At 64.3% G+C, this 19,497-nt stretch carries 21 protein-coding genes and 1 pseudogene; 9 read left to right on the top strand and 13 right to left on the bottom strand.

Going from position 1 to position 19,497, the window contains the following annotated elements; genetic code table 11:
* The first annotated feature begins 109 nt into the window (after nt 1–109).
* Nucleotides 110–1,924 (top strand): caspase domain-containing protein, encoded by a 1,815-nt coding sequence (locus BRA471DRAFT_RS24460; protein WP_371258289.1) that lies wholly within the window; start codon nt 110–112, stop codon nt 1,922–1,924.
* A 33-nt stretch (nt 1,925–1,957) separates the two neighbouring features.
* On the opposite strand, the gene BRA471DRAFT_RS24455 is transcribed toward BRA471DRAFT_RS24460, so the two are convergent.
* Complete coding sequence (locus BRA471DRAFT_RS24455; protein WP_007612084.1) at nt 1,958–3,130, bottom strand: M20 aminoacylase family protein; 1,173 nt, start codon at nt 3,128–3,130, stop codon at nt 1,958–1,960.
* Between the two features lie 107 nt (nt 3,131–3,237).
* Nucleotides 3,238–4,545 (bottom strand): adenylosuccinate lyase, encoded by a 1,308-nt coding sequence (gene purB, locus BRA471DRAFT_RS24450; protein ID WP_007612083.1) that lies wholly within the window; start codon nt 4,543–4,545, stop codon nt 3,238–3,240.
* A gap of 572 nt (nt 4,546–5,117) precedes the next feature.
* Between purB and BRA471DRAFT_RS24445 the strand changes: the two genes are divergently transcribed.
* The gene (locus tag BRA471DRAFT_RS24445; RefSeq protein WP_007612082.1) at nt 5,118–5,705 is read left to right on the top strand and encodes a TetR family transcriptional regulator; all 588 of its coding nucleotides are present in this window, start codon (nt 5,118–5,120) and stop codon (nt 5,703–5,705) included.
* A gap of 139 nt (nt 5,706–5,844) precedes the next feature.
* Here BRA471DRAFT_RS24445 and BRA471DRAFT_RS24440 read toward each other — a convergent pair whose 3' ends face one another.
* The gene (locus tag BRA471DRAFT_RS24440) at nt 5,845–7,041 is read right to left on the bottom strand and encodes a calcium-binding protein (RefSeq protein ID WP_007612081.1); all 1,197 of its coding nucleotides are present in this window, start codon (nt 7,039–7,041) and stop codon (nt 5,845–5,847) included.
* A 178-nt stretch (nt 7,042–7,219) separates the two neighbouring features.
* On the opposite strand from BRA471DRAFT_RS24440, the pseudogene BRA471DRAFT_RS38455 reads away from it, so the two are divergent.
* Nucleotides 7,220–7,351, top strand: a pseudogene (locus BRA471DRAFT_RS38455) (TetR/AcrR family transcriptional regulator); the annotation flags it as partial.
* A 61-nt stretch (nt 7,352–7,412) separates the two neighbouring features.
* Here BRA471DRAFT_RS38455 and BRA471DRAFT_RS24435 read toward each other — a convergent pair.
* The 4 genes from BRA471DRAFT_RS24435 to BRA471DRAFT_RS24420 all read right to left on the bottom strand — a co-directional run bounded on the left by BRA471DRAFT_RS24435 (nt 7,413) and on the right by BRA471DRAFT_RS24420 (nt 11,123).
* Complete coding sequence (locus BRA471DRAFT_RS24435) at nt 7,413–7,712, bottom strand: hypothetical protein (RefSeq protein WP_007612080.1); 300 nt, start codon at nt 7,710–7,712, stop codon at nt 7,413–7,415.
* Nucleotides 7,713–7,817: 105 nt separating this feature from the next.
* Entirely contained in the window at nt 7,818–8,957 is a 1,140-nt protein-coding gene (locus tag BRA471DRAFT_RS24430; protein ID WP_371258288.1) for an MBL fold metallo-hydrolase, read from the bottom strand.
* 137 nt (nt 8,958–9,094) lie between these two features.
* Nucleotides 9,095–9,745 carry a response regulator transcription factor gene (locus tag BRA471DRAFT_RS24425; RefSeq protein WP_007612055.1) on the bottom strand — a complete coding sequence of 217 codons (651 nt, stop codon included), beginning with the start codon at nt 9,743–9,745 and terminating at the stop codon, nt 9,095–9,097.
* A 7-nt stretch (nt 9,746–9,752) separates the two neighbouring features.
* Nucleotides 9,753–11,123, bottom strand: coding sequence for a sensor histidine kinase (locus BRA471DRAFT_RS24420; protein WP_007612054.1), 1,371 nt, complete (start codon nt 11,121–11,123; stop codon nt 9,753–9,755).
* Between the two features lie 179 nt (nt 11,124–11,302).
* On the opposite strand from BRA471DRAFT_RS24420, the gene BRA471DRAFT_RS24415 reads away from it, so the two are divergent.
* From BRA471DRAFT_RS24415 to BRA471DRAFT_RS24395, 5 genes are all read left to right on the top strand, one after another.
* Nucleotides 11,303–12,088, top strand: coding sequence for a MotA/TolQ/ExbB proton channel family protein (locus BRA471DRAFT_RS24415; RefSeq protein WP_007612053.1), 786 nt, complete (start codon nt 11,303–11,305; stop codon nt 12,086–12,088).
* Complete coding sequence (locus tag BRA471DRAFT_RS24410; protein WP_007612052.1) at nt 12,085–12,771, top strand: hypothetical protein; 687 nt, start codon at nt 12,085–12,087, stop codon at nt 12,769–12,771. The genes BRA471DRAFT_RS24415 and BRA471DRAFT_RS24410 overlap by 4 nt, the downstream gene beginning before the upstream one ends.
* Nucleotides 12,764–13,369, top strand: coding sequence for a hypothetical protein (locus BRA471DRAFT_RS24405; RefSeq protein ID WP_007612051.1), 606 nt, complete (start codon nt 12,764–12,766; stop codon nt 13,367–13,369). The genes BRA471DRAFT_RS24410 and BRA471DRAFT_RS24405 overlap by 8 nt, the downstream gene beginning before the upstream one ends.
* 117 nt (nt 13,370–13,486) lie before the next feature.
* The gene (locus tag BRA471DRAFT_RS24400; protein ID WP_007612050.1) at nt 13,487–14,227 is read left to right on the top strand and encodes a metallophosphoesterase; all 741 of its coding nucleotides are present in this window, start codon (nt 13,487–13,489) and stop codon (nt 14,225–14,227) included.
* A gap of 6 nt (nt 14,228–14,233) precedes the next feature.
* Nucleotides 14,234–15,658 carry a bifunctional serine/threonine-protein kinase/universal stress protein gene (locus BRA471DRAFT_RS24395; protein WP_007612046.1) on the top strand — a complete coding sequence of 475 codons (1,425 nt, stop codon included), beginning with the start codon at nt 14,234–14,236 and terminating at the stop codon, nt 15,656–15,658.
* Nucleotides 15,659–15,682: 24 nt separating this feature from the next.
* On the opposite strand, the gene BRA471DRAFT_RS24390 is transcribed toward BRA471DRAFT_RS24395, so the two are convergent.
* From BRA471DRAFT_RS24390 to rpe, 4 genes are all read right to left on the bottom strand, one after another.
* Nucleotides 15,683–15,874, bottom strand: coding sequence for a hypothetical protein (locus BRA471DRAFT_RS24390; RefSeq protein WP_007602380.1), 192 nt, complete (start codon nt 15,872–15,874; stop codon nt 15,683–15,685).
* A gap of 21 nt (nt 15,875–15,895) precedes the next feature.
* Nucleotides 15,896–16,072 (bottom strand): hypothetical protein, encoded by a 177-nt coding sequence (locus tag BRA471DRAFT_RS39085; RefSeq protein WP_162847283.1) that lies wholly within the window; start codon nt 16,070–16,072, stop codon nt 15,896–15,898.
* 4 nt (nt 16,073–16,076) lie between these two features.
* Nucleotides 16,077–16,217 (bottom strand): hypothetical protein, encoded by a 141-nt coding sequence (locus BRA471DRAFT_RS39080; protein WP_007612044.1) that lies wholly within the window; start codon nt 16,215–16,217, stop codon nt 16,077–16,079.
* 149 nt (nt 16,218–16,366) lie between these two features.
* Nucleotides 16,367–17,068, bottom strand: a complete 702-nt coding sequence (gene rpe, locus BRA471DRAFT_RS24385; RefSeq protein WP_007612042.1) for a ribulose-phosphate 3-epimerase — start codon at nt 17,066–17,068, stop codon at nt 16,367–16,369.
* Between the two features lie 251 nt (nt 17,069–17,319).
* On the opposite strand from rpe, the gene BRA471DRAFT_RS24380 reads away from it, so the two are divergent.
* Nucleotides 17,320–18,123 (top strand): EF-hand domain-containing protein, encoded by an 804-nt coding sequence (locus BRA471DRAFT_RS24380; RefSeq protein WP_007612041.1) that lies wholly within the window; start codon nt 17,320–17,322, stop codon nt 18,121–18,123.
* Between the two features lie 12 nt (nt 18,124–18,135).
* On the opposite strand, the gene BRA471DRAFT_RS24375 is transcribed toward BRA471DRAFT_RS24380, so the two are convergent.
* Together BRA471DRAFT_RS24375 and BRA471DRAFT_RS24370 are read right to left on the bottom strand one after the other, a co-directional pair.
* A complete protein-coding gene (locus BRA471DRAFT_RS24375) occupies nt 18,136–18,348 on the bottom strand; it encodes a KTSC domain-containing protein (RefSeq protein ID WP_007612040.1) in 213 nt (70 codons plus the stop codon).
* Between the two features lie 147 nt (nt 18,349–18,495).
* Nucleotides 18,496–19,491 carry a P1 family peptidase gene (locus tag BRA471DRAFT_RS24370; protein ID WP_007612039.1) on the bottom strand — a complete coding sequence of 332 codons (996 nt, stop codon included), beginning with the start codon at nt 19,489–19,491 and terminating at the stop codon, nt 18,496–18,498.
* Between the last annotated feature and the right edge of the window lie 6 nt (nt 19,492–19,497).

Genomic DNA, 19,497 nt, shown 5'->3' with positions numbered 1-19,497 from the left:
TGTGACGAATATCACATAGGAAGCGTTGGCAATTGAGACATGGTCCGAATAGTCTCGTGCAATTGCATCCGGGGGGACGCAAGTGATTCCGTTTCGGATATTTGCTTTGTTGATTTTGGCCATTGGCCTCGCCTGCGGACCGGCCCATGCGGACCGGCGGGTCGCGCTTGTCATTGGCAATTCCACCTACAAGAGCGCGCCCAAGCTCGGCAATCCCGTCAACGATGCCACTCTGGTCGGCGGCATGTTCAAGAAGGCGGGCTTTGATTCCGTTGATGTCAGGCTGGATCTCAGTGCCAGCGAGATGCGGCGCATGTTGCGTGAGTTTGCCGGCAGGACGCGCGATGCCGACATGGCGGTCATTTACTACGCCGGCCATGGCATCGAGCTGGAAGGCACCAACTATCTTATTCCGGTTGACGCGACGCTGGAGACGGATGGCGACGTGCTCGACGAGACCATCCCGGTGGAGCGCGCGCTGTTCGCGGTGGAGCCGGCCAAGCAGCTGCGCCTGATCATCCTGGATGCCTGCCGCGACAATCCGTTTTCCAAGACCATGAAGCGGACGCTGGCCTCGCGCGCGATCGGAAGGGGGCTTGCCAAGGTCGAGCCGACCAGCCCCAACACCATGATTGCGTTCGCCGCGAAGGCCGGTTCGACCGCGTCCGACGGCGATTCCAGAAACAGCCCGTTCGCCGTCGCTTTGGTCGAGCACCTTCCGAAGCCGGGCCTCGACCTGCGCAAGGCGTTCGGATTCGTGCGCGACGACGTGCTCAAGAGCACCGGCTACAAGCAGGAGCCCTATGTCTACGGCTCGCTCGGCGGCGACGATGTACCGCTGGTGGCAATCAAACCGGCCGCGACCGGGCCGCAGGCCAGTCCGCAGGATTCTATTCGCAGGGATTACGAGCTCGCGCTGCAGCTTGCCACGCGCGACGGTTGGGAAGCCTTCCTGGCGCAATATCACGACGGTTTCTATGCCAACCTGGCTAAGGGCCAGATGAACAAGATCGCCGCTGAAGAGACGCGCGCGTCAGCCGAGCAGAAAGCGAATGCGGCCGAGCAGCAGAAGGCAAGGCTTATTGCCGAACGCGCTCAGAAGGCCGAGCAGGACAAGGCGGCCGCGGCGGCCAAAGCGGCCGAAGAGGCGCGGATCGCGGCGGAGAAGCAGAAGCAGATCGAGCAAGCAAGAGCGGACGCGGCGGAGCACCAGCGCAAGCTGGCCGAAGCTGCCGCGGCAAAAGCACAGGCCGAGAAGCAGGCGGCGGAGAAGGCCAAGGCCGAACTTGCCGCCAAGCAGGCCGCCGAGAAGGCGGAGCAGGCGGCAAAGCCGACGGCCGATCGGCAGATGCCTGAGGTCGAGCAAAAAGTTGCAGCTCTTGCGCCGGCGCCGGCATCCACATTGTCGGCGGCTGATCTGACAAAATCCGTGCAGAGCGAATTGCGCCGCGTCGGCTGCTTTGCCTCGGCTGCGGACGGCGACTGGAATTCAGCCTCGCAGCGCTCGCTGACACTGTTCAACAAATATGCCGGCACCCAGTTCGACGCCAAGCTTGCAAGCGTCGACGCACTCGACGCCCTGAAAGCGAAGCCCGGACGGGTCTGCCCGCTCATTTGCAATTTCGGCTCCAAGGCCGACGGCGATCAATGCGTGAAGATCACCTGCCGGGCCGGTTATCGCGTCGGTGACGACAACGAATGCGAGAAGGTGCTGGAGAAGAAGCCGGTCGCGACGCGCGAGGACGCAAAGAGGAGCGATCAGGACCGGAAACAGGCGGAATCTGCGACACCGAAGTCGCAAGCATCCGGTCAGATCGTCTGCGGCCAAGCAGGCTGCAGACCAGTCGCAAAGGGTTGCCGCCTTGGTCTTGTGCCCGGTCCAGGCAACGGAGTCACGAAGATTACCGGCGAGATCTGCAACTGACAAAACCGGGCCTTCCCACCGCCGCTGCCTGACCTACCCCGCCGGCATCCGCGTTTCGACGAGTCGCGCCCAATAGGACGCGCCATGGCCCAGGATGTTGTCGTTGAAGACATAGGCCGGATGGTGGCACTCGTTGCCGTCGCCCATGCCGACCAGGATCATCGCGCCGGGGCGCGCTTCCAGCATGAAGGAGAAGTCTTCGGCGCCCATCATCGGAATGAACTTGTCGTTGACGCGCTCGGCACCGACGATGTCGCGGGCGACGTCGGCGGCAAGGCCGGCCTCGCGCGCATGGTTCATGGTCACCGGATACATCCGCGTGTATTTCGTCTCGGCCGAGCCGCCATAGGCGCGTGCTACGCTGTCGGCGACTTCGCCGATGCGGCGCTCGACGAGATCGCGCACTTCAGGATCGAGTGTGCGCACGGTGCCGCCGAGTTCGGCGATCTCCGGGATGATGTTGAAGGCCGTGCCGGAGTGGAATTGCGTGATCGAGATGACGGCGGATTTCAGCGGATCGACGTTGCGCGCGACGATCGATTGCAGCGCGTTGACGATCTGTGCGCCGATCAGCACGCTGTCGATGGACTTGTGCGGACCCGCGCCGGCGTGGCCGCCCTTGCCGTGGACCGTGATCTGGATGTTGTCGGAGGAGGCGAGCATCGCGCCGGGCGTGGTCGCGAAATGTCCTTCTGGTAGGCCCGGCATGTTGTGCATGCCATAGACCTCCTGGATGTTCCAGCGCGTCATCAGCCCGTCCTCGACCATCGCCTTGCCGCCGCCGCCGCCTTCTTCCGCCGGCTGGAAGATCACCACGGCCGTGCCGTCGAAATTGCGCGTCTCGGCGAGATATTTGGCGGCGCCGAGCAGCATGGCGGTGTGGCCGTCATGGCCGCAGGCGTGCATCTTGCCGGGGACCTTGGAGGCGTAGGCGACGCCCGACGTCTCCATGATCGGCAGCGCGTCCATGTCGGCGCGCAGGCCAATGGTCTTGCCCGAGGCGGATTTGCGGCCGCGGATCACACCGACGACGCCGGTGCGGCCGATGCCCGTCACCACCTCGTCGCAGCCGAACTCGCGCAAGCGGTCGGCGACGATGCCGGCGGTGCGGTGGACGTCGTATTGCAGCTCCGGGTTCTCGTGGAAGTCATGGCGCCAGGCGGCCATTTCGTCGGAGAGGGCGGCAACGCGGTTGACGATGGGCATGGGGAAGGTCCGCCTTGATTTGTAGCCCGGATGAGCGAAGCGACATCCGGGATCTTTGTGAGAGAAGTCCCGGGTGTCGCTGCGCTCACCCGGGCTGCGAATGACGTTCAGCTTTCGCCGAACACGCGCTTGAAGATCGTGTCGACGTGCTTGAAGTGATAGCCGAGGTCGAACTGCTCCTCGATCTCGGCGTCGGTGAGATACTTCTTCACCTCAGCGTCTTTCTTCAGGAGCTGGAGGAAGTCGCCTTCGCCGCGCCAGACCGGCATGGCGTTGCGCTGCACGAGCTTGTAGGCGTCCTCGCGGCTTGCGCCCTTCTGCGTCAGCGCCAGCAGAACGCGCTGCGAATGCACCAGGCCGCCGAGGCGGTCGAGGTTCTTCTGCATGTTGGCGGGGTACACCAACAGCTTGTCGATCAGGCCGGCGAGGCGGACCAGCGCGAAGTCCAGCGTCACCGTCGCGTCGGGGCCCATCATGCGCTCGGCAGAGGAGTGCGAGATGTCGCGCTCGTGCCAGAGCACGACGTTCTCCAGCGCCGGCGTCACATAGGCGCGCACCATGCGTGACAAGCCGGAGAGGTTTTCCGAGAGCACCGGATTGCGCTTGTGCGGCATCGCGGACGAACCCTTCTGCCCTTCGGAGAAGAACTCCTCGGCTTCCAGCACTTCGGTGCGCTGCATGTGGCGGATCTCCACCGCAAAACGCTCGACCGAGGACGCGATCACGCCGAGCGTCGAGAAATACATCGCGTGGCGGTCGCGGGGAATGACCTGCGTCGAGATCGGCTCGGGCACGAGACCCATCGCCTTGGCAACATGCTGTTCGACGCGCGGATCGATCTGGGCAAAAGTGCCGACCGCACCGGAGATGGCGCAGGTCGCGACTTCCTTCCGCGCCGCGATCAGGCGCTCCTTGGCGCGAGAGAATTCCGCATAGGCATAAGCGAGCTTGAGGCCGAAGGTCACGGGTTCTGCGTGGATGCCGTGACTGCGGCCGATGGTCGGCGTCATCTTGTGCTCGAGGGCGCGCTTCTTCAGCGCCGCCAGCACCTTGTCGAGGTCGGCGAGCAGCAGGTCGGCGGCGCGGGTGAGCTGGACGTTGAGGCAGGTGTCGAGCACGTCGGAGGACGTCATGCCCTGATGGACGAAGCGCGCCTCGGGGCCGACGATCTCGGCAAGATGGGTGAGGAAGGCGATGACGTCGTGCTTGGTCTCGCGCTCGATCTCGTCGATGCGGGCGACGTCGAAAGTGGCGTCCTTGGCCTTGGCCCAGACCGTCCTGGCGGCCTCCTTGGGAATCGTGCCGAGCTCGGCAAGGGCGTCCGCCGCATGCGCCTCGATCTCGAACCAGATCTTGAACCGGGTCTGCGGCTCCCAGATCGAGGCCATTTCCGGGCGGGTATAGCGGGGGATCATTGGACTCTCCAGGAAGGTGGGCGGGCGACCCAGAAGGGGGCGACCTGCCAAAATGCTTTTTACGCCGTGATCTAGCAGAGCGGGGAGGGCGAAACAAACGGCGCCGGCAACGTAGCGGGGGATGATTGGGCTGGACAGGACCATCCGCGGCGGGGCGATGGACGCCCGCCTCAAGGGGGAGGCCCGCAGATATTAACTGTCAATCACGGATCATTGACTGACAGATATTGAAATCTGTCAGCGAGACGTGTATATCCGTACTCGGACGCTCCGATTGGGCGTCTGGCGGCATCCCGGGAGCCCGACGTCCCAAACAAATGGGGGATTGAGGGTCGCAATTGAACAATCGGGACCGCCAATTGATTGGAGACTTACGACAATGACGACCGAAATCATCAATTTGACCGGGACGATTGGGCACTGGCTCAATTTACTGGTGGCGCGCCAGATCGCGGCGCAGGCTGCAAAACTGCCTCATTAAGGCGAGAGCTTTCCGAAACGACCGGTACGGGCGCTTCGGAAGCAGCTCCGTCGCCGGGTAACTGAGCCCTCAACGGGAACATGGTGCTGGCATGAACGAAGCCGTTATCTTGACGCCGGAGCGGATCCTCGAAGTCACCGAGGACGTGCTGCGGCGTTACGGACTCGCCAAGGCCACAGTGGTCGACGTGGCCCGTGCGCTCGATGTGAGCCACGGCAGCGTCTACCGCCATTTCCCGAGCAAGGCCTCGCTGCGCGAGGCCGTCGCCAAACGCTGGCTGGACCGCATCGACGCGCCATTACGCCAGCTTGCCGAAGAGCAGGGCCCGGCCCCGGCGCGACTCGACCGCTGGCTGCGCACCCTGTTCGCCGCCAAGCGTTCGCGCGTGCTCGACGATCCCGAGATGTTCGAGACCTATCTGACCCTGGCGCGCGAGGCCTGTGCAGCCGTCAAGTGTCACAAGGACACCATGATCGACCAGATCGCGGCGATCCTGACCGACGGCGTGAAGCAGGGCGTGTTCGAGGTGGACGACGTCAAGGCCACCGCGCGCGCCATTTTCGATGCCACCGTCCGCTTCCACCATCCGGCCCACGCCGACGAATGGAAGGATGCCGATCTCTCGGCGCGCGTCGATGCGACGCTCGCGCTGGTGTTGCGCGGGCTGAAGGCGGCGTGAGGTTGCGGAGCCTGCTTACATCGCGGCTTGGGGCTTGATCCGCTCCTGCTCATGCCTTTGGCGATCGGCAGGATGAGGGGCCTGGCCTCGACGATTCTCTCGTGACCACCATCCCATCATCCTGCGTGGCTGTGAGCCGTCAGATGACGAAGTCCGTTGGGTGAAGCGCCGCCGTGTGCACGCCGTCCAACGTGATCGTATCGTTGGCGGTGAGGTGGATCACGGCATCGCCGGCGCTATTGTCGCCGATGAGGCTGGAGACGGCTGCCCAGTCTGCGAAGCCGTAGTCATGCAGGTTGATCACGTCGTGTTCGGTGGTGGTGCTGCCGACAGCCTGGTTGCCTTGATTGAAGTCGTTGATGATGTCCTGGCCGGAGCCCGTGTTGAAGACGAACGTGTCGTTGTTCGGGCCGCCCCACAGGAGATCATTGCCGCCGCCACCGTTTAGGGTATCCGTGCCTCCGGTGATCGAGCCGGGTGATGAAGGAGCGTAGCTCATCGCATCGCCCGCCAGGCGATCGGGGCTCGATCCCCCGGTGAGGCTGTCGTTCCCGCCGTGAGCATTGCCCGACATTGTGGGAGCGTCGCCGTACAACGTCGTGCTGAAAGCAGCTCGCTCGCCATCGACGACGGCGGTGAGGATATCGTTCCCGCCCTGGGCATTGTCGGACATGGACGTTCCGGAATCGCCCGACAGGCTTCCTCCTCCGAGCTGGGCGTCGCTGCTCGCCGCAAAGGTCAGGATGTCGTTTCCGCCGACCGCGTTGTCGGTCATGGCGCCAGTGGCATCGCCGCTGAGTGCGTCGCCGCCGCCATTTATCCCATAGTCCGTCGCGCTCAGCGTATCATTCCCGCCGTGCGCATTGCCGCTCATGGCGCCACCAGCGTCCCCGCTGAGCGATCCGAACGATCTCCATCCGGTCGACGCCGTCAGTGTGTCATTTCCGCCTCCCGCGTTGCCCGACATGTCACCTTGGACATCGCCATAGAGATAAACATTGGTGTAGAGCGAGTTGTGGGCATCGACATTGAGGGTGTCGTTACCGCCCCGAGTGTTGTCCGCCATGGATTGGGCATCGCCAACGGCAACGGCATTATCCCAGCCGCCATCCACGCTCACCACGAGACTGTCGTTTCCTCCGTGAGAATTGCCATGCATGGCCGCCAGGTCTTCCCCAACGAGCGTCACGTTCGAGTTGAGACTCGATATGGCTGCCGTCAGCGCATCGTTTCCGCCCCAGTCATCGGTTGCCAACCCGGGATCTCCGAGCACGGTCATGGATTGACCGAAGTCCGGCAGGGTGACTGCGATAGTGTCGTTTGGCAGGTGGTGCATGTCGCTTCACTCCGATTTCATTTCAGTCGCGGGGCCTGAAAGCAGCGGAGTCTTTGCGAGACGCGCTGTGGCCGCGCTTGACGTTGAATCTGCTCGGAGTTGATGGCGGAGATTTGCTTTGGGTTGGATTTCATTGCGGCCGGAGGAACTTCGGCGCGGGGTACGGAGCTCGACCGAGGTCAAGTCTACCGCGCGCGCCATCTTTGATGCGACCGTCCGCTTCCACCATCCGGCCCACGCCGACGAGAAGGACGCCGATCTCTCGGCGCGTGTCGATGCGACGCCCGCGCTACGCGGGCTGAAGGCGTAAGCCAACTTCCTTCACGCGTTCCGAAGCCGTGACACCTGACGTGACCTGTCGCGGTTCTATCTCAGACCTTATGGGCAACGCTGCCATTGCCGAGCGAGCGCGGATGATGGGTCTTTTTTCGCGCACGTAAGGCGGCGTTGGCCGATGGCACGACCGACGGGCTTTCCGGATAGGTATTGACTTCGATTTCGACCACGTCCTTTGACCGCTTTCGAAGGCGGTAGAACGCAAGTTCCTGTTCGAGAATGGGGCAGTGGAATTGGATCGTCGCTGTGTCTGGCAGACGGCAGAGTTCATCGATGAGCTCGCCGACAGTGATGATCGGGGGATGATGGATGGCTTCGCGGATAGCCTTACTCATGGCGCAACTCCCTCACTCCGCTACTAACCACGGCGCGACGGCGTCAGTTCCAATCCTACCCGGCCACACATGATGATCTAAAGATGCGAGCCGCGCGCCAGCGCCCTAAAGCGCGGGTGCCAAATGCGAGCTGCGCAAGCGCAATATGCCGAACGGGTCTTCGCGCCCCGCGAGTTTGCGATAGGTCGCAAGGTCGTCAAGCGTCGGACCTTCCCCGCGTCTGACATTCACGCCCGCAACCGTTGCAACCGGAATCGACGTGCCGAGGCCTGCGTAGAGATAGTTGTCGCCGAAAGCCTTCTTGAGCGCGGCAAAAGTCGGCTCACCGGTGCAATGTCCCGGGGCTACGCTGTCCACCTTGAACCTGTCCTTGAGGGCGGTAACGACTTTCGCGATAGCTTCGTCAGGTGCGACGACCAGATGAAATCCTCCCGCGACGAGATGAATCCTGGGATTGATACCCGTCGCCGCTTCGACGATGCGCTCGATCCCGGGGTGCGAGCAACCGACCAGAAGGACCATGCCGTCGGCCGTGTTGACAGCCAAGGACAGCTCTTTGAGTTCTCTCGTGCCCGGTGCGTCGGAAATCAGCGAGATAAGTGTGATACCGGGAGCGATCTCGGTGGTCTGATCGATCAGTTCGAAGTTCGCATGGGCCCATGCCGTGCCGAACTTCATCACCGCGGGCGGCTTGCCTGCATAGTACCGCATCTCCGGCGGCAAGGCCTCGTCCTTGCGGTAGAAGCCGGACGGCAGAGACGAGCCGTAGATGCCAAATCCTTCCTTTGGCGCGTAGATCTTGACGGTCGGATTGATGCTCAGGAGGTAGGACAAGCCCGCCATGTGATCGGAGTGGCGGTGCGACAGAACGACAAAGTCGAGGTCCGAGAGATCAACTCCCTTGGCCTTCACGTTCGCCGCGAAGATTTCGGGATCGTTACCCGTATCGAACAGGATGCGTTTTCCCGCGATTTCGACAAGGGCGGAGAAACCCCAGTCCTTTGTCATCGCCTCATCTGTGCCGAAGGCGTCATAGAGAATGGTGATCTGGTCTTTCGCCTCAGCTGCCGCGCTTCCCGTAAGCCCGGTCGCGAAAACGCTGGAGGCGATCAGTGCGGCAAGAAGGCTGTCCCTGATGTTCATGGAATCGTCTCCTGTTGTCGTGCAAGACATACAACGGGAACGAGGGCGGCTCCGAGAGCCGTCCAAATTGGCGCTCGTCGAAAGATCGAGCCGGACACACATCCACTGGCCGCTTGATGCTGGACGCTGTGCCTGTGGTGGAGCCTAGCACAATCTGACAGAGACTTGGAGACCTTCGTTGGGGGTGGCCAGTCGGGAACCAGATATTCCGGTCGCAGCAAACGGCACGCCGCCACCCTCTAGATCTTTGTCAGCCCACAATTGGCTGCCAGCCGCACCAGCTGCGCATCCGTGCGTGCGCCGGTCTTGGTCTTGATCAGATAGTGATAGTTCTGCACCGTCTTGACGCTGAGATTGAGATGCGCTGCGATCTGTTCGGTCGTGGCACCGCCGGCGAACTGGCGCAGGATCTCGATCTCGCGCTCGCCCAGTTGATCCAGCGCCGAGCCCGCCGACAGGCTGTCCTCCGCCAGGATGTGCGCGATGTCGTCGCTCATGGCGCGCTCGCCGCGGGCAACGCTGCGGATCGCGGCGACGACCGCGGACGGCTCGCTGCTCTTGGTGACGAAGCCGCTGGCGCCGGCATTGAAGGCTGCCTTCACCAGCACGGCTTCGTTGTGCATGGTGAACACGAGGATCCGCGCCCGCGGGCTGCGCGCGCGGATGTTGCGGATGGCTTCCAGCCCGCTCGCGCCGGGCATCGAGATATCCAGCAAGACCACGTCGGGATCGCGCGCCTTGAAGGCGCCGTAGGCATCCGCGGCGTTGTCGGCTTCCGCCACGACATGCAGATCGCCCTGGCTTTCCAGCACGCGCCGATAGCCTTGCCGCACGATCGGATGGTCGTCGACCAGCAGCACGGAGATGCCTGTTGCGGTAATCTCGTTCATCCCGGCCTCACGCGGCGAGCGGGATGGTGGCGGCGACGCTGAGTCCGCCGCGGGCGGGCAGGATCGAGAATGATCCGCCGGCCGCTGCGACGCGCTCGCGGATCCCCGTGAGGCCGAAGCCGGTCGACTGCGCAACGCGTGCCGCGTTGCCGCCGCCATCGTCCTCGACGCGGATCAGCAACGCATCGTCGTCGCCCGCGCGCCGCTCGACGTGCAGAGAAATCTCGCGTGCCGTGCCGTGGCGCAACGCGTTGGTCAGGCATTCCTGCGCGACGCGATAGGCGGTGGTCGCGGCCGGGCCGCTGATGTCGGTGAGGTCGCCCTTGAGATCGAGCTGGATCGTCGGCCGCGCCGCGCTCTGCGAGCGCCAGCTATCCACCAAATTCACGAGGCTCGCCTCCAGCCCAAGCTCGGCGGGCAGGGGATTGCGCAGGCGCTTCAGCGCGTCGCGCAGCGAGGCCATCAGATGATGCGTGGCCTGCGAGATCATCCGCGCGTCCTGCACGATGTCGCTGTGCTTGTCTGCCTTCGTGCTCGCCGTCTCGATGGTGTTGGCGAAGGCGAGGATGGCCGAGAGATTTTGTCCGAACTCGTCGTGCAGCTCGCGGGCGAGCGCGCGGCGTTCGTCGTCGCGGATCTCGATCAGGCGCCGCGTCAGCGCCGCGCGCTGTTCGGTCGCCTCCTCCAGCCGCCCGCCGAGCTCGCCGACGGCGCTGCCGATCATCGCCAGCTCCATCGAGCGGAAGCGCGGTAGTTTCGTGCGATACTGACCGCGCGCCATGCGCTGCAGGGCGGTCACGATCGTGCGTGCCGGCGCCAGCGCATGCGCAATCGCGAGCGAAGCCAGGAGCGCGATCGCTGTCGCCATCAAAAGCGCGACGTCGATCACGTTGAGGATGTATTCCCAGGCGAGCGAGATGGCGGCCGCTTCATCCGGCGTCGCAACCACCGCTCCGGCGGTCGCCGCGCGGGGACTGACCGGCCGTATCACTTCGGCATGGCTGCCGAGGAAGGTCGGCACGATCGACGCGAACCAGCGCGGCGGCGTCTTGCCCAGCCCCTCACTCTGGCCGCAGAGCGGCTTTTCGAAGGCGATGGCCGGTTGGAATTCGACGCAGACGCCGGGTGAGATCAGCTTCATCGTCTCCAGCGTGCGCCACTCCGGAACCGGCAGAAGTTGCTCGCGTGTTCTGCTGCTACGCAACAAGAATTCGTGCCAGTACAGAGCCTGAAGCGCTTGGGCGACCCGCTGCGCCGAGGCCGCAGTCGCCCGGTCGACGCTGCGATAGGCGTCGAACGTGGCCCAGATGGTCGCCGCGCCAAGGCAGAGGGCGACGATGAGAAACAGACGGGCGACAAGCTGAAGCACAAGGCGCATGCGATCACCCCAAAGTTTGGTAAGGTCAGCCTAACAACGCCGCCGCGCCTTGCCAATTGCGGGGATCGGCAGGATGGCAGCTCGGGCAAATTTCCCAAGCCGAATTGGGCATGGCTCTTTGGACCGGGCGCGGCGGCTTTGATCTAATGGGCGGAATTCACGGCCAGGAGCGGTGCAGCATGAGTTCGATGACGATTGGGCCGATCGCGGGGCCTGCTGCCGACCCATCCGAGCGTAGCGCGCTCCTGTTCTGGATGATCTTCACCGGGCTTTCGATCTTCGCGGTCGTGCTGCTGTGGCGGTTCGGCCTGATCCGTCTGATGCTGACCTCGGACCGGACCTACATTTCCAGCTTGATCGCGCTGCTCTATGTCCTCACCTGCGGTCATTGCTTCCTGCGCACGCGGGCCATTGCCCGCGAGGGCGCGGCGGCCCGGCGCTGCCGCGCGGTGCTTGCGGCGCCCGAGGGCGGCAGGGCGCTCGACGCCGGCGCAGCCGAGCTGCCACGCGGGCTGGTGCGGGACCACATCGAGAGCCTCGTGACCAAGGCCGCGGCGCAGGACTACCGCCTTGTCGACCAGACGCTGTTGCTGCGAACGCTCGCCGACCGCCTGCGCGGTTCCAACGGCTTCGGCGCCTTCGTCTCGGACACGCTGATGAAGCTCGGCCTGCTCGGCACCATCGTCGGCTTCATCATCATGCTGGCGCCGATCGCGGGGCTGGATGCTGCCGACAAGGTCGCGATGCGATCCTCGATGGGACTGATGAGCGACGGTATGGCGGTCGCGATGTACACGACGCTGGCGGGCCTGGTCGGTTCGATCCTGGTCCGCATCCAGTATTACATGCTGGATGCCGCGACCCAGAAGGTGTTCTCGGATGCGGTGGTGCTGACCGAGACCTATGTGACGCCGGTGCTGGAGCGCAAGGGTTCTGGAATCAAGGGCGCTGGAATCGCGACATGATGGATGATTTCGGTCTCTATCCGCGCGAGGAGCCGTTCGACCCGCTGGGCGTGATGCTGTTCAAGGCGCTCCAGGTGATCGCTTTCCTGTTCTTCCTGGCGCTGCTCGCGGTCTCGCCGGACGCCAAGGACGGCAAGATCGACTCCAAGGCCGAGTTTATGATCACGCTGGATTGGCCGGACAGCCATCCCGACGATCTCGACCTGTTCGTGCAGGATCCCGTGGGCAACATCGCCTGGTATCGCCACCGCGAGGCCGGCTTCCTCACGCTCGATCGCGACGACCGCGGCGGAGCCAACGACTTCATCGTGGTCAACGGCAAGAAGATTGCCTCGCCGATCCGCGAGGAGATCGTCACGGTGCGCGGCATCGTTCCCGGCGAATACACCGTCAACGTCTCGCATTTCGTCGCCACGACCGGCGAGCCCGTGACGGCCAATGTGAAGGTGCAAAAACTCAATCCGACGGCGCAGGTGATCTTCGATAACAAGTTCACGGTCGATCACACCGGCGACGAGAAGACCGCGGTGCGGTTCCGGCTCGACGCCGAAGGCAAGGTCGTCAATGTGGACCAGCGGCCGAAATCGCTGCTGGAGACCTTCCGCAGCGGCTGGCGCAACGGCGCCGATCTCGACCCGAACACCGGGGTGAGCAGGAACGCTGTGAGGGTGCGCCGTGACTAGCCTGCAGACGGTCATCCTCACACTATCGATAGCCTACGCCGTCATCGGCGCGCTGCTGCTGGTCGTGCTCGTCTATGCGCGGCTGCACTGGTCAATCAAGGCCGTCGCGGTGGTCGTGACCAGCGCCTTCTATGTCGTCAGCTTCACGGAAATGCGCGGGCTGCTCGGCTGGGCCAGCGCCGACCGGCTGCCGGCCTCCTTCAAGCTGCTGAAGACCCGCATCGTCGAGCCGCATTCGCTGGAGGGCGATCCCGGCTCGATCTATCTCTGGGTCGAGCAGCTCGACGAGGACAATCGGCCGAGCGGCATCCCGCGCGCCTTTCGTGTGCCCTACAATGACAGGCTGGCCGACAAGACCCATGCGGCGGAGAACGAGATCGCGCTGGGACATCCGCAAGGCGGCCGGGCCGCCGATTTCGGCGGCGGCGATGGCAGCCTCATCGACATGGTCAGGGAATATGTGACGCCCAAGACCATTTTGGAGACGAGCGGAGGCGATTCCTCGACCGGCGAATTCCTGGCACCACCGGCCGGCGCGCAGGGCGCCGTGTTCACGCCGTTGCCGCCGCCCCGGATGCCGCCGAAGGACGAGCAATAGGCTTTTCACCATCGTGACAGGGCAGTGCTGGCAAACCGCGCTCCGCTGGCGCATGTTCTTGACCTCCCTCAATTTGGCCTTATCGGCTCCCAATAAGGTTCGAGGGGTGGAGGGTGCGTGCTTCTCGCTGTCTTCTCGGATATCCACGGCAACCGGCAGGCGTTCGAGGCGTGCCTGAAAGTCGCGCGGGCGCGTGGCGCCGAGCGCTTCATCCTGCTTGGCGACTTCGTCGGCTATGGCGCCGATCCGGAATGGGTGGTGGATACCGCGATGGAGCTCGTTGCCCAAGGCGCCGTCGCCGTGCGCGGCAATCATGACCAGGCGGTGAATTCCTCGGCCGAGACCATGAATGCCGAGGCGCAAATCGCGATCGAATGGACCCGCGGCCGGCTCGACACCGCGCAGCGGCGGTTCCTGGCGGAATTGCCGATGCTGGTGGAGGACGGCGATCGCCTGTTCGTGCATTCGGAAGCCTCCAGCCCCCGAAGCTGGCACTATGTCCGATCGACCGCCGACGCCGCCAAAAGCCTGATCGCGACGCCAGCTCATGTCACGTTCTGCGGCCACATCCACCGCCCGGCGATCTATTCGATGTCGGTGACGGCGAAGATGTCGGGGCTCGTGCCCAAGACCGACGTCTCCGTACCGCTGCTGCGCGGGCGGCAATGGCTTGCGGTGCTTGGCTCGGTCGGCCAACCCCGCGATAGCGATCCATCCGCGGCTTTCGTGCTGTTCGACACCGTCTCGTGCCAGATCACCTATTGCCGCGCGCCCTACGATGTCGAGACGGCCGCGAACCGGATCCGCGAGAACGGCCTGCCGCATTGGCTCGCCGACCGGCTGTCGCAGGGGCGCTAGAGGCCGATGCCGAAACCCCTCGTCAAATCAGGCGCAGAGATCGACGGCTACACGATCGGCGAATGCGTCCATGCCGGCGGCATGGCGACGCTGTGGACGGTCACCCGTCCCGGCCTCGACGTGCCGCTGCTGATGAAGATTCCGCGGGTGTCGGAGGGCGAAGACCCCGCGGCGATCGTCTCCTTCGAGATGGAGATGATGATCCTGCCGCGGCTGGCCGGGCCGCACGTGCCCTCATGTTTCGGCACCGGCGACTTCGCCCACCAAGCCTATGTCGTGATCGAGCGCATCTCCGGGACCACACTCTACAAGCGGCTGCCCGACCTGCCGCTGCCATATGCCGAGGCGCGGCAGCTCGTCGCCAGGATCGCGACGGGGCTCGCGGATCTGCACCGGCAGAACGTGATCCATCACGACATCAAGCCGAGCAGCATCATGTTCCGCGAGAGCGGCGAGGCGGTGCTGATCGACTATGGCCTGTCGCATCACAACCATCTGCCGGACCTGTTGCAGGAGGAATTCCGCCTGCCTTACGGCACTGCGCCCTATATGGCGCCGGAACGGTTGTCAGGGGTGCGCGACGATCCGCGCAGCGATCTGTTCTCGCTTGGCGTGCTGCTCTATTTCTTCACGACCGGCGAGCGGCCGTTCGGCGAGGGCGAGACGCTGCGCGCGATGCGGCGCCGGCTGTGGCGCGATCCGCACCCGCCGCGCTCGCTTCGCGCCGACTATCCGCCCTGGATCCAGGAGGTGGTGCTGCGATGCCTCGAGATCGAGCCGGTGCGGCGCTATCCGACCGCGTCCCAGCTCGCCTTCGATCTCACCCATCCGGACCAGGTCAGACTCACCACACGCTCGGAGCGGATGAAGCGCGATCCGTTAAGCGTCGCTTGGCGGCGCCGCTTCAACCAGGGCGTCATGCAGCCGCGCGCGAAATCGGATGTCGCAGCCCAGATCGCATCAAGCCCGATCCTCGCGGTCGCGCTCGACACGGTGGAAGGCGCCCCCGAGCTGAACGAAGCGTTGCGCGTCACGACCGAGCGTATTCTCGCCACGCTGCCGTCGGCGCGGCTCGCCTGTCTCAACGTTCTGAAGCTTAACCGCATCGCGATCGACAGGACGCTGGATGAGCAGGGCTCCAATAAGCATATCGACCGCTTGGTGGCGCTCAGACACTGGGCCACGCCGCTCAAGCTGGATGAAAGCCGGCTGTCGGCTCACGTGCTGGAAGCCGTCGACCCCGCCGCGGCGATCCTGGAGTTTTGTGAGGTCAACCACGTCGACCACATCATCATCGGTGCGCGGCAGGGCTCGTTCAGGCGCACGCTGCTCGGCAGCGTCTCGGCCAAGGTGGCCTCGGAAGCGGCCTGCACCGTCACCGTGGTCCGGCCGCCGCGAATGGCTGCGGATGCGGGCGAGGAGGCCGGATAGGGCCGCGCTCTGGATACTGGAGGTTCAGGCCGCGTGAGCGGTGTGGACGGAGCGCTTGCGACGGATCGGCCAGGAGAATTGCGGGCCGGGCTCGCCGTGATCCGCGCTGCCGCCGAAGAACTGGATGATCTCGCGGCAGGGCTCGCAGTTGAACAGGTTACGCGACGCGGATGCCTTGGTCATTTCCTTCAGGCAGTTCGGGCAATGCGGCTTCATGAGTTTGGTCCAGAAAAGAATTCAATGCCGGCGCGGTGACCGGAGCGGGTGATCCAGGTCCATCTCGGGCCCGGTGTCGTCGCGCATCTCGCCTTCGGTGCGTTCGAGTCGACCGAAGAAAAAATCGAGATCAGGATGCGGGCGCCGCGGGATGCGGCACCGGCGCTTCGGTTGACGTTTCACAAGCGCGATCTGCATGGGGTCAGGCCCGATACCAGTCGCGACGAGCGATGCGGGCCGAGCGTAGCGAGACCTTCACCGGTCCGGCCGATGGACCAAACACAACAAACGCACAAAAACCAAGCCACAACGCCACGCCAGTCCAAACCAGGGTCGTCGTCATGATGTGCTCCCGCGAAACAGGCAAGAATCACTAGCGGTGATTTGCGCGAATCAGGGAAGCCCGGAGGAGTACGGATCAAGGTTGCAAATTTAGGCATTGCGCGCCGCAACACCCGTAGAAGCCGCACGTCGGCGGAGCCGAGCGGGCCCTCAGATCGCCTCGCCGCGTGCACCCGCGGCGGCGTTGCGGATTGCGGCGATGTTGGTCTTGTAGGCGTCCTGCGTGCCGCCCCTGAACACGGACGTGCCGGCGACGAAGGCGTTGGCCCCGGCTGCAGCCAGGGGACCTGCGACGTCGGCCCCGACGCCGCCATCGACCTCGATGTCGATCGGACGGCCCGCTGTCATGGCGCGGATGTCGCGGATCTTGCCGATTGCGGAGGGGATGAAGGCCTGGCCGCCGAAGCCGGGATTGACCGACATCACCAGCACGAGGTCGATCAGGTCCAGGACGTATTCGAGCGCACTGATCGGCGTGCCCGGATTGAGCGAAACGCCGGCCTTCTTGCCGAGTGCGCGGATCGCCTGAAGCGAGCGGTGCAGATGGGGACCGGCCTCGGCATGCACGGTGATGTGGTCGCAGCCGGCTTTCGCGAAGGCCTCCAGATAGGGGTCACAGGGCGAGATCATCAGATGCGCGTCGAAGATCTTCTTGGTGTGCGGGCGCATCGCCTTGATGACGTCGGGGCCATACGAGATGTTGGGAACGAAGTGCCCGTCCATGACGTCGAGATGGATCCAGTCGGCTCCGGCGGCGTCCACGGCGCGCACCTCCTCGCCGAGCCTGGAGAAATCCGAGGCCAGTATCGAGGGCGCGATTGCCAGGGGGCGGGGGACGAAGGCTTGGGTCATGGCGGTTTCCCGTGGCGGCCGTGAAAGATGGACTCGCCTAACATGGGCCTCTCAGCCGGGCAATGCAGGGGCGGCGTGCTTCCTGTGGGCGGAAATTTCTGCCGCGACCGGCATGAATTGCCGGTGTTCCCGGGCCGTGCAAAGTGTGGTGAAAGCGGATTTCATTGAGCTTTTTGCGCTGGCACGGCGTTTGCTGACTTGACCTGAACAGAACATTGGCCGCGGCATGCCGCATCGGTTGGAGTTGTGCAATGTTGTTCGCTCTTGGGGCCGTATCGAGCGCGCTCGACGCGATCCAGTCGCTGACAAATTCGAAATCGTCCTCGTCGACGCAGAAGACGGGGTCCTCGCAAAAGCCTCCGACCAATCCGTTCGCGATCGACAGCGGCAGCAACAGCACGACCGGCGCGACCTCGTCGGTCAATGCGGGCAAAACACCGCAGATCTCGCCGGAGACGATGAACGCGCTGTTCGCAGCGCAGAGCCAGTCGACGGACAGCACTGGCAGCGCCGCCAACTCGACCTCGTCGAGCTCGACATCCTCGTCCTCGACGCGCCGCGATGCCGCCCTGAAGGATCTGTTCTCGCAGATCGATGGCGATGGCGACGGCAAGATCACCAAGTCGGAATTCGAGAATGCGCTCGGCGCTGGTGGCACCAACCTCGCGCAGGCCGACGACGTTTTCTCGAAGCTGGATTCGAATACCGACGGCAGCGTCAACCTCGATGAGATGTCGAAGGCGCTGAAGAGCGGCCACCACGGCCACCATCACGCGCAGGGTGCCGGCGATGCCTCCGGCAGCGGCTCGGATTCCTCCTCGCCGTCCAGCGGCGGCTCGACCTCGACTTCGACGACCGGCGCCGACGGTTCGACCACCACCACCGTCACCTACGCCGACGGCTTCAAGATGTCGACGACGGTCCCGGGCGCCTCCAGCTCTTCGAACGGGGCAGGCGGGCGCAATTCGCCCTATGATTGGTTCGGGCAGATGATGCAGCGCCAGGCGCAGGCTTCGGCGGGATCATCGGGGTCATCGACGTCGATGACAGTGTAGCCGTGCTCACGGTTAGCCGGCATATTCGTGCGTGATGTCACGACAGGCATACCGGTCACGGATCTCATGGTTGAAGAACGTACCCTTTGAGCGCGCGTTCCTGAACGCCGCGGCGACCTCGGGCGGGACGTCCTCGTAGACATAGAGCCGTCCGCTGACGAAAGTCACCTTCATTTCGCGCGTCTCGGGCGCATAGCGGAAAAAGCGGATCACGGAAGACGGCATGGCGTTGCACCTTGGCCCGCCAGGGTAACGCGCTGTCCGCCGTTTCGTTTCTAAAGCGCGATGAGATTCTGAATCGTGATCACGCTTTAGGTTCTTGTTTGAGCATGATCTTTCCGGAAAACAGCTTCGCACTTTTCCGATCATGCTCTAGCCGAACCGATCCTTCCACGCCGGCGTTGCGCCGGCAAACGGCAGGGCCGTCGCATTGTAGACACCACGCGCGATCGCGCGTGCGACCACGTTGGCGGCGATCGTTCCGAGCTCGGTAAGGCCGACCAGCGGCTCGATCGGCTTCTCGCCCGTTGCGGCGGCGAACAGCACGTCGCCGTCGGTCGGGGCATGCACCGGATAGATCGCGCGGGCGAACCCGGTATGCGCGATCATCGCAAGCCGCTTGGCCTGGGCCTTGGTCAGCATGGCATCGGTAACGACGAGGCCGATCGTGGTGTTCTCACGTGCGCTCGCGGCCGGTCCGCCCTTGATGCGCATCGCCAGCATGTCCGGCGTGAACACGGACGGCAGCCCGCGCCCGCCGAACTCGCCGTTCTCCTCGAACGGCGCAGCCCAGAACCAGGGCCCTTCGCCAACAGTTGTGCTGCCGACCGCGTTGACGACCATGATCGCGGCGACCTTGATGCCATTGGCCAGGACCGCAGAGGCCGACCCCAGTCCACCCTTGAAGGTCGCGGTGGTGGCACCGAGGCCGGCGCCGACGCTGCCGAGTGCGAAATCGTCGCTGGCGGCCAACGCTGCGGCGTAGCCGAGATCGCGATAGGGCGCGAAGCGTCCCCAGGCCTTGTCGCCACCGTTGAGCAGGTCGAAAACGATTGCGCCCGGGACGATCGGAATCACTGCCTCGCGAATCCGCAAGCCACGGCCTTGTTCGGCGAGCCAGGCCTGGATGCCGCCGCCGGCGTCGATTCCAAAGGCTGAGCCGCCGGACAGCGCAATGGCGTCAACGCGATCGACGGTGCTGGCGAGGTCGAGCAACGCGTCTTCGCGCGTGCCGGGTCCGCCGCCGCGAACATCGATGGCCGCAACCGCGGGGGCGTCGAAGATGATCGCGGTCGTGCCAGTGGCGATTTTCGCGTCCTCGGCATGGCCGACGCGGACGCCGGCGATATCGGTGAGAAGGTTTTTCAAGGCGGC

This window comes from Bradyrhizobium sp. WSM471 (genome assembly GCF_000244915.1).
Taxonomy (GTDB): domain Bacteria; phylum Pseudomonadota; class Alphaproteobacteria; order Rhizobiales; family Xanthobacteraceae; genus Bradyrhizobium.
This window is presented reverse-complemented; position numbering and strand designations above follow the sequence as displayed.

Bases quoted from the DNA above. Each gene is read 5' to 3' on its own strand.
- rpe (WP_007612042.1), bottom strand. From the start codon at position 17,068: ATGACCCAAGCCTTCGTCCCCCGCCCCCTGGCAATCGCGCCCTCGATA.
- BRA471DRAFT_RS24410 (WP_007612052.1), top strand. From the start codon at position 12,085: ATGATGGATGATTTCGGTCTCTATCCGCGCGAGGAGCCGTTCGACCCG.
- BRA471DRAFT_RS24415 (WP_007612053.1), top strand. From the start codon at position 11,303: ATGAGTTCGATGACGATTGGGCCGATCGCGGGGCCTGCTGCCGACCCA.
- BRA471DRAFT_RS24375 (WP_007612040.1), bottom strand. From the start codon at position 18,348: ATGCCGTCTTCCGTGATCCGCTTTTTCCGCTATGCGCCCGAGACGCGC.
- BRA471DRAFT_RS24390 (WP_007602380.1), bottom strand. From the start codon at position 15,874: ATGAAGCCGCATTGCCCGAACTGCCTGAAGGAAATGACCAAGGCATCC.
- BRA471DRAFT_RS24395 (WP_007612046.1), top strand. From the start codon at position 14,234: ATGCCGAAACCCCTCGTCAAATCAGGCGCAGAGATCGACGGCTACACG.
- BRA471DRAFT_RS24435 (WP_007612080.1), bottom strand. From the start codon at position 7,712: ATGAGTAAGGCTATCCGCGAAGCCATCCATCATCCCCCGATCATCACT.
- purB (WP_007612083.1), bottom strand. From the start codon at position 4,545: ATGATCCCCCGCTATACCCGCCCGGAAATGGCCTCGATCTGGGAGCCG.
- BRA471DRAFT_RS39080 (WP_007612044.1), bottom strand. From the start codon at position 16,217: ATGACGACGACCCTGGTTTGGACTGGCGTGGCGTTGTGGCTTGGTTTT.
- BRA471DRAFT_RS24430 (WP_371258288.1), bottom strand. From the start codon at position 8,957: ATGTGTGTCCGGCTCGATCTTTCGACGAGCGCCAATTTGGACGGCTCT.
- BRA471DRAFT_RS24455 (WP_007612084.1), bottom strand. From the start codon at position 3,130: ATGCCCATCGTCAACCGCGTTGCCGCCCTCTCCGACGAAATGGCCGCC.
- BRA471DRAFT_RS24440 (WP_007612081.1), bottom strand. From the start codon at position 7,041: ATGCACCACCTGCCAAACGACACTATCGCAGTCACCCTGCCGGACTTC.
- BRA471DRAFT_RS24425 (WP_007612055.1), bottom strand. From the start codon at position 9,745: ATGAACGAGATTACCGCAACAGGCATCTCCGTGCTGCTGGTCGACGAC.
- BRA471DRAFT_RS24420 (WP_007612054.1), bottom strand. From the start codon at position 11,123: ATGCGCCTTGTGCTTCAGCTTGTCGCCCGTCTGTTTCTCATCGTCGCC.
- BRA471DRAFT_RS24380 (WP_007612041.1), top strand. From the start codon at position 17,320: ATGTTGTTCGCTCTTGGGGCCGTATCGAGCGCGCTCGACGCGATCCAG.
- BRA471DRAFT_RS24445 (WP_007612082.1), top strand. From the start codon at position 5,118: ATGAACGAAGCCGTTATCTTGACGCCGGAGCGGATCCTCGAAGTCACC.
- BRA471DRAFT_RS39085 (WP_162847283.1), bottom strand. From the start codon at position 16,072: ATGCAGATCGCGCTTGTGAAACGTCAACCGAAGCGCCGGTGCCGCATC.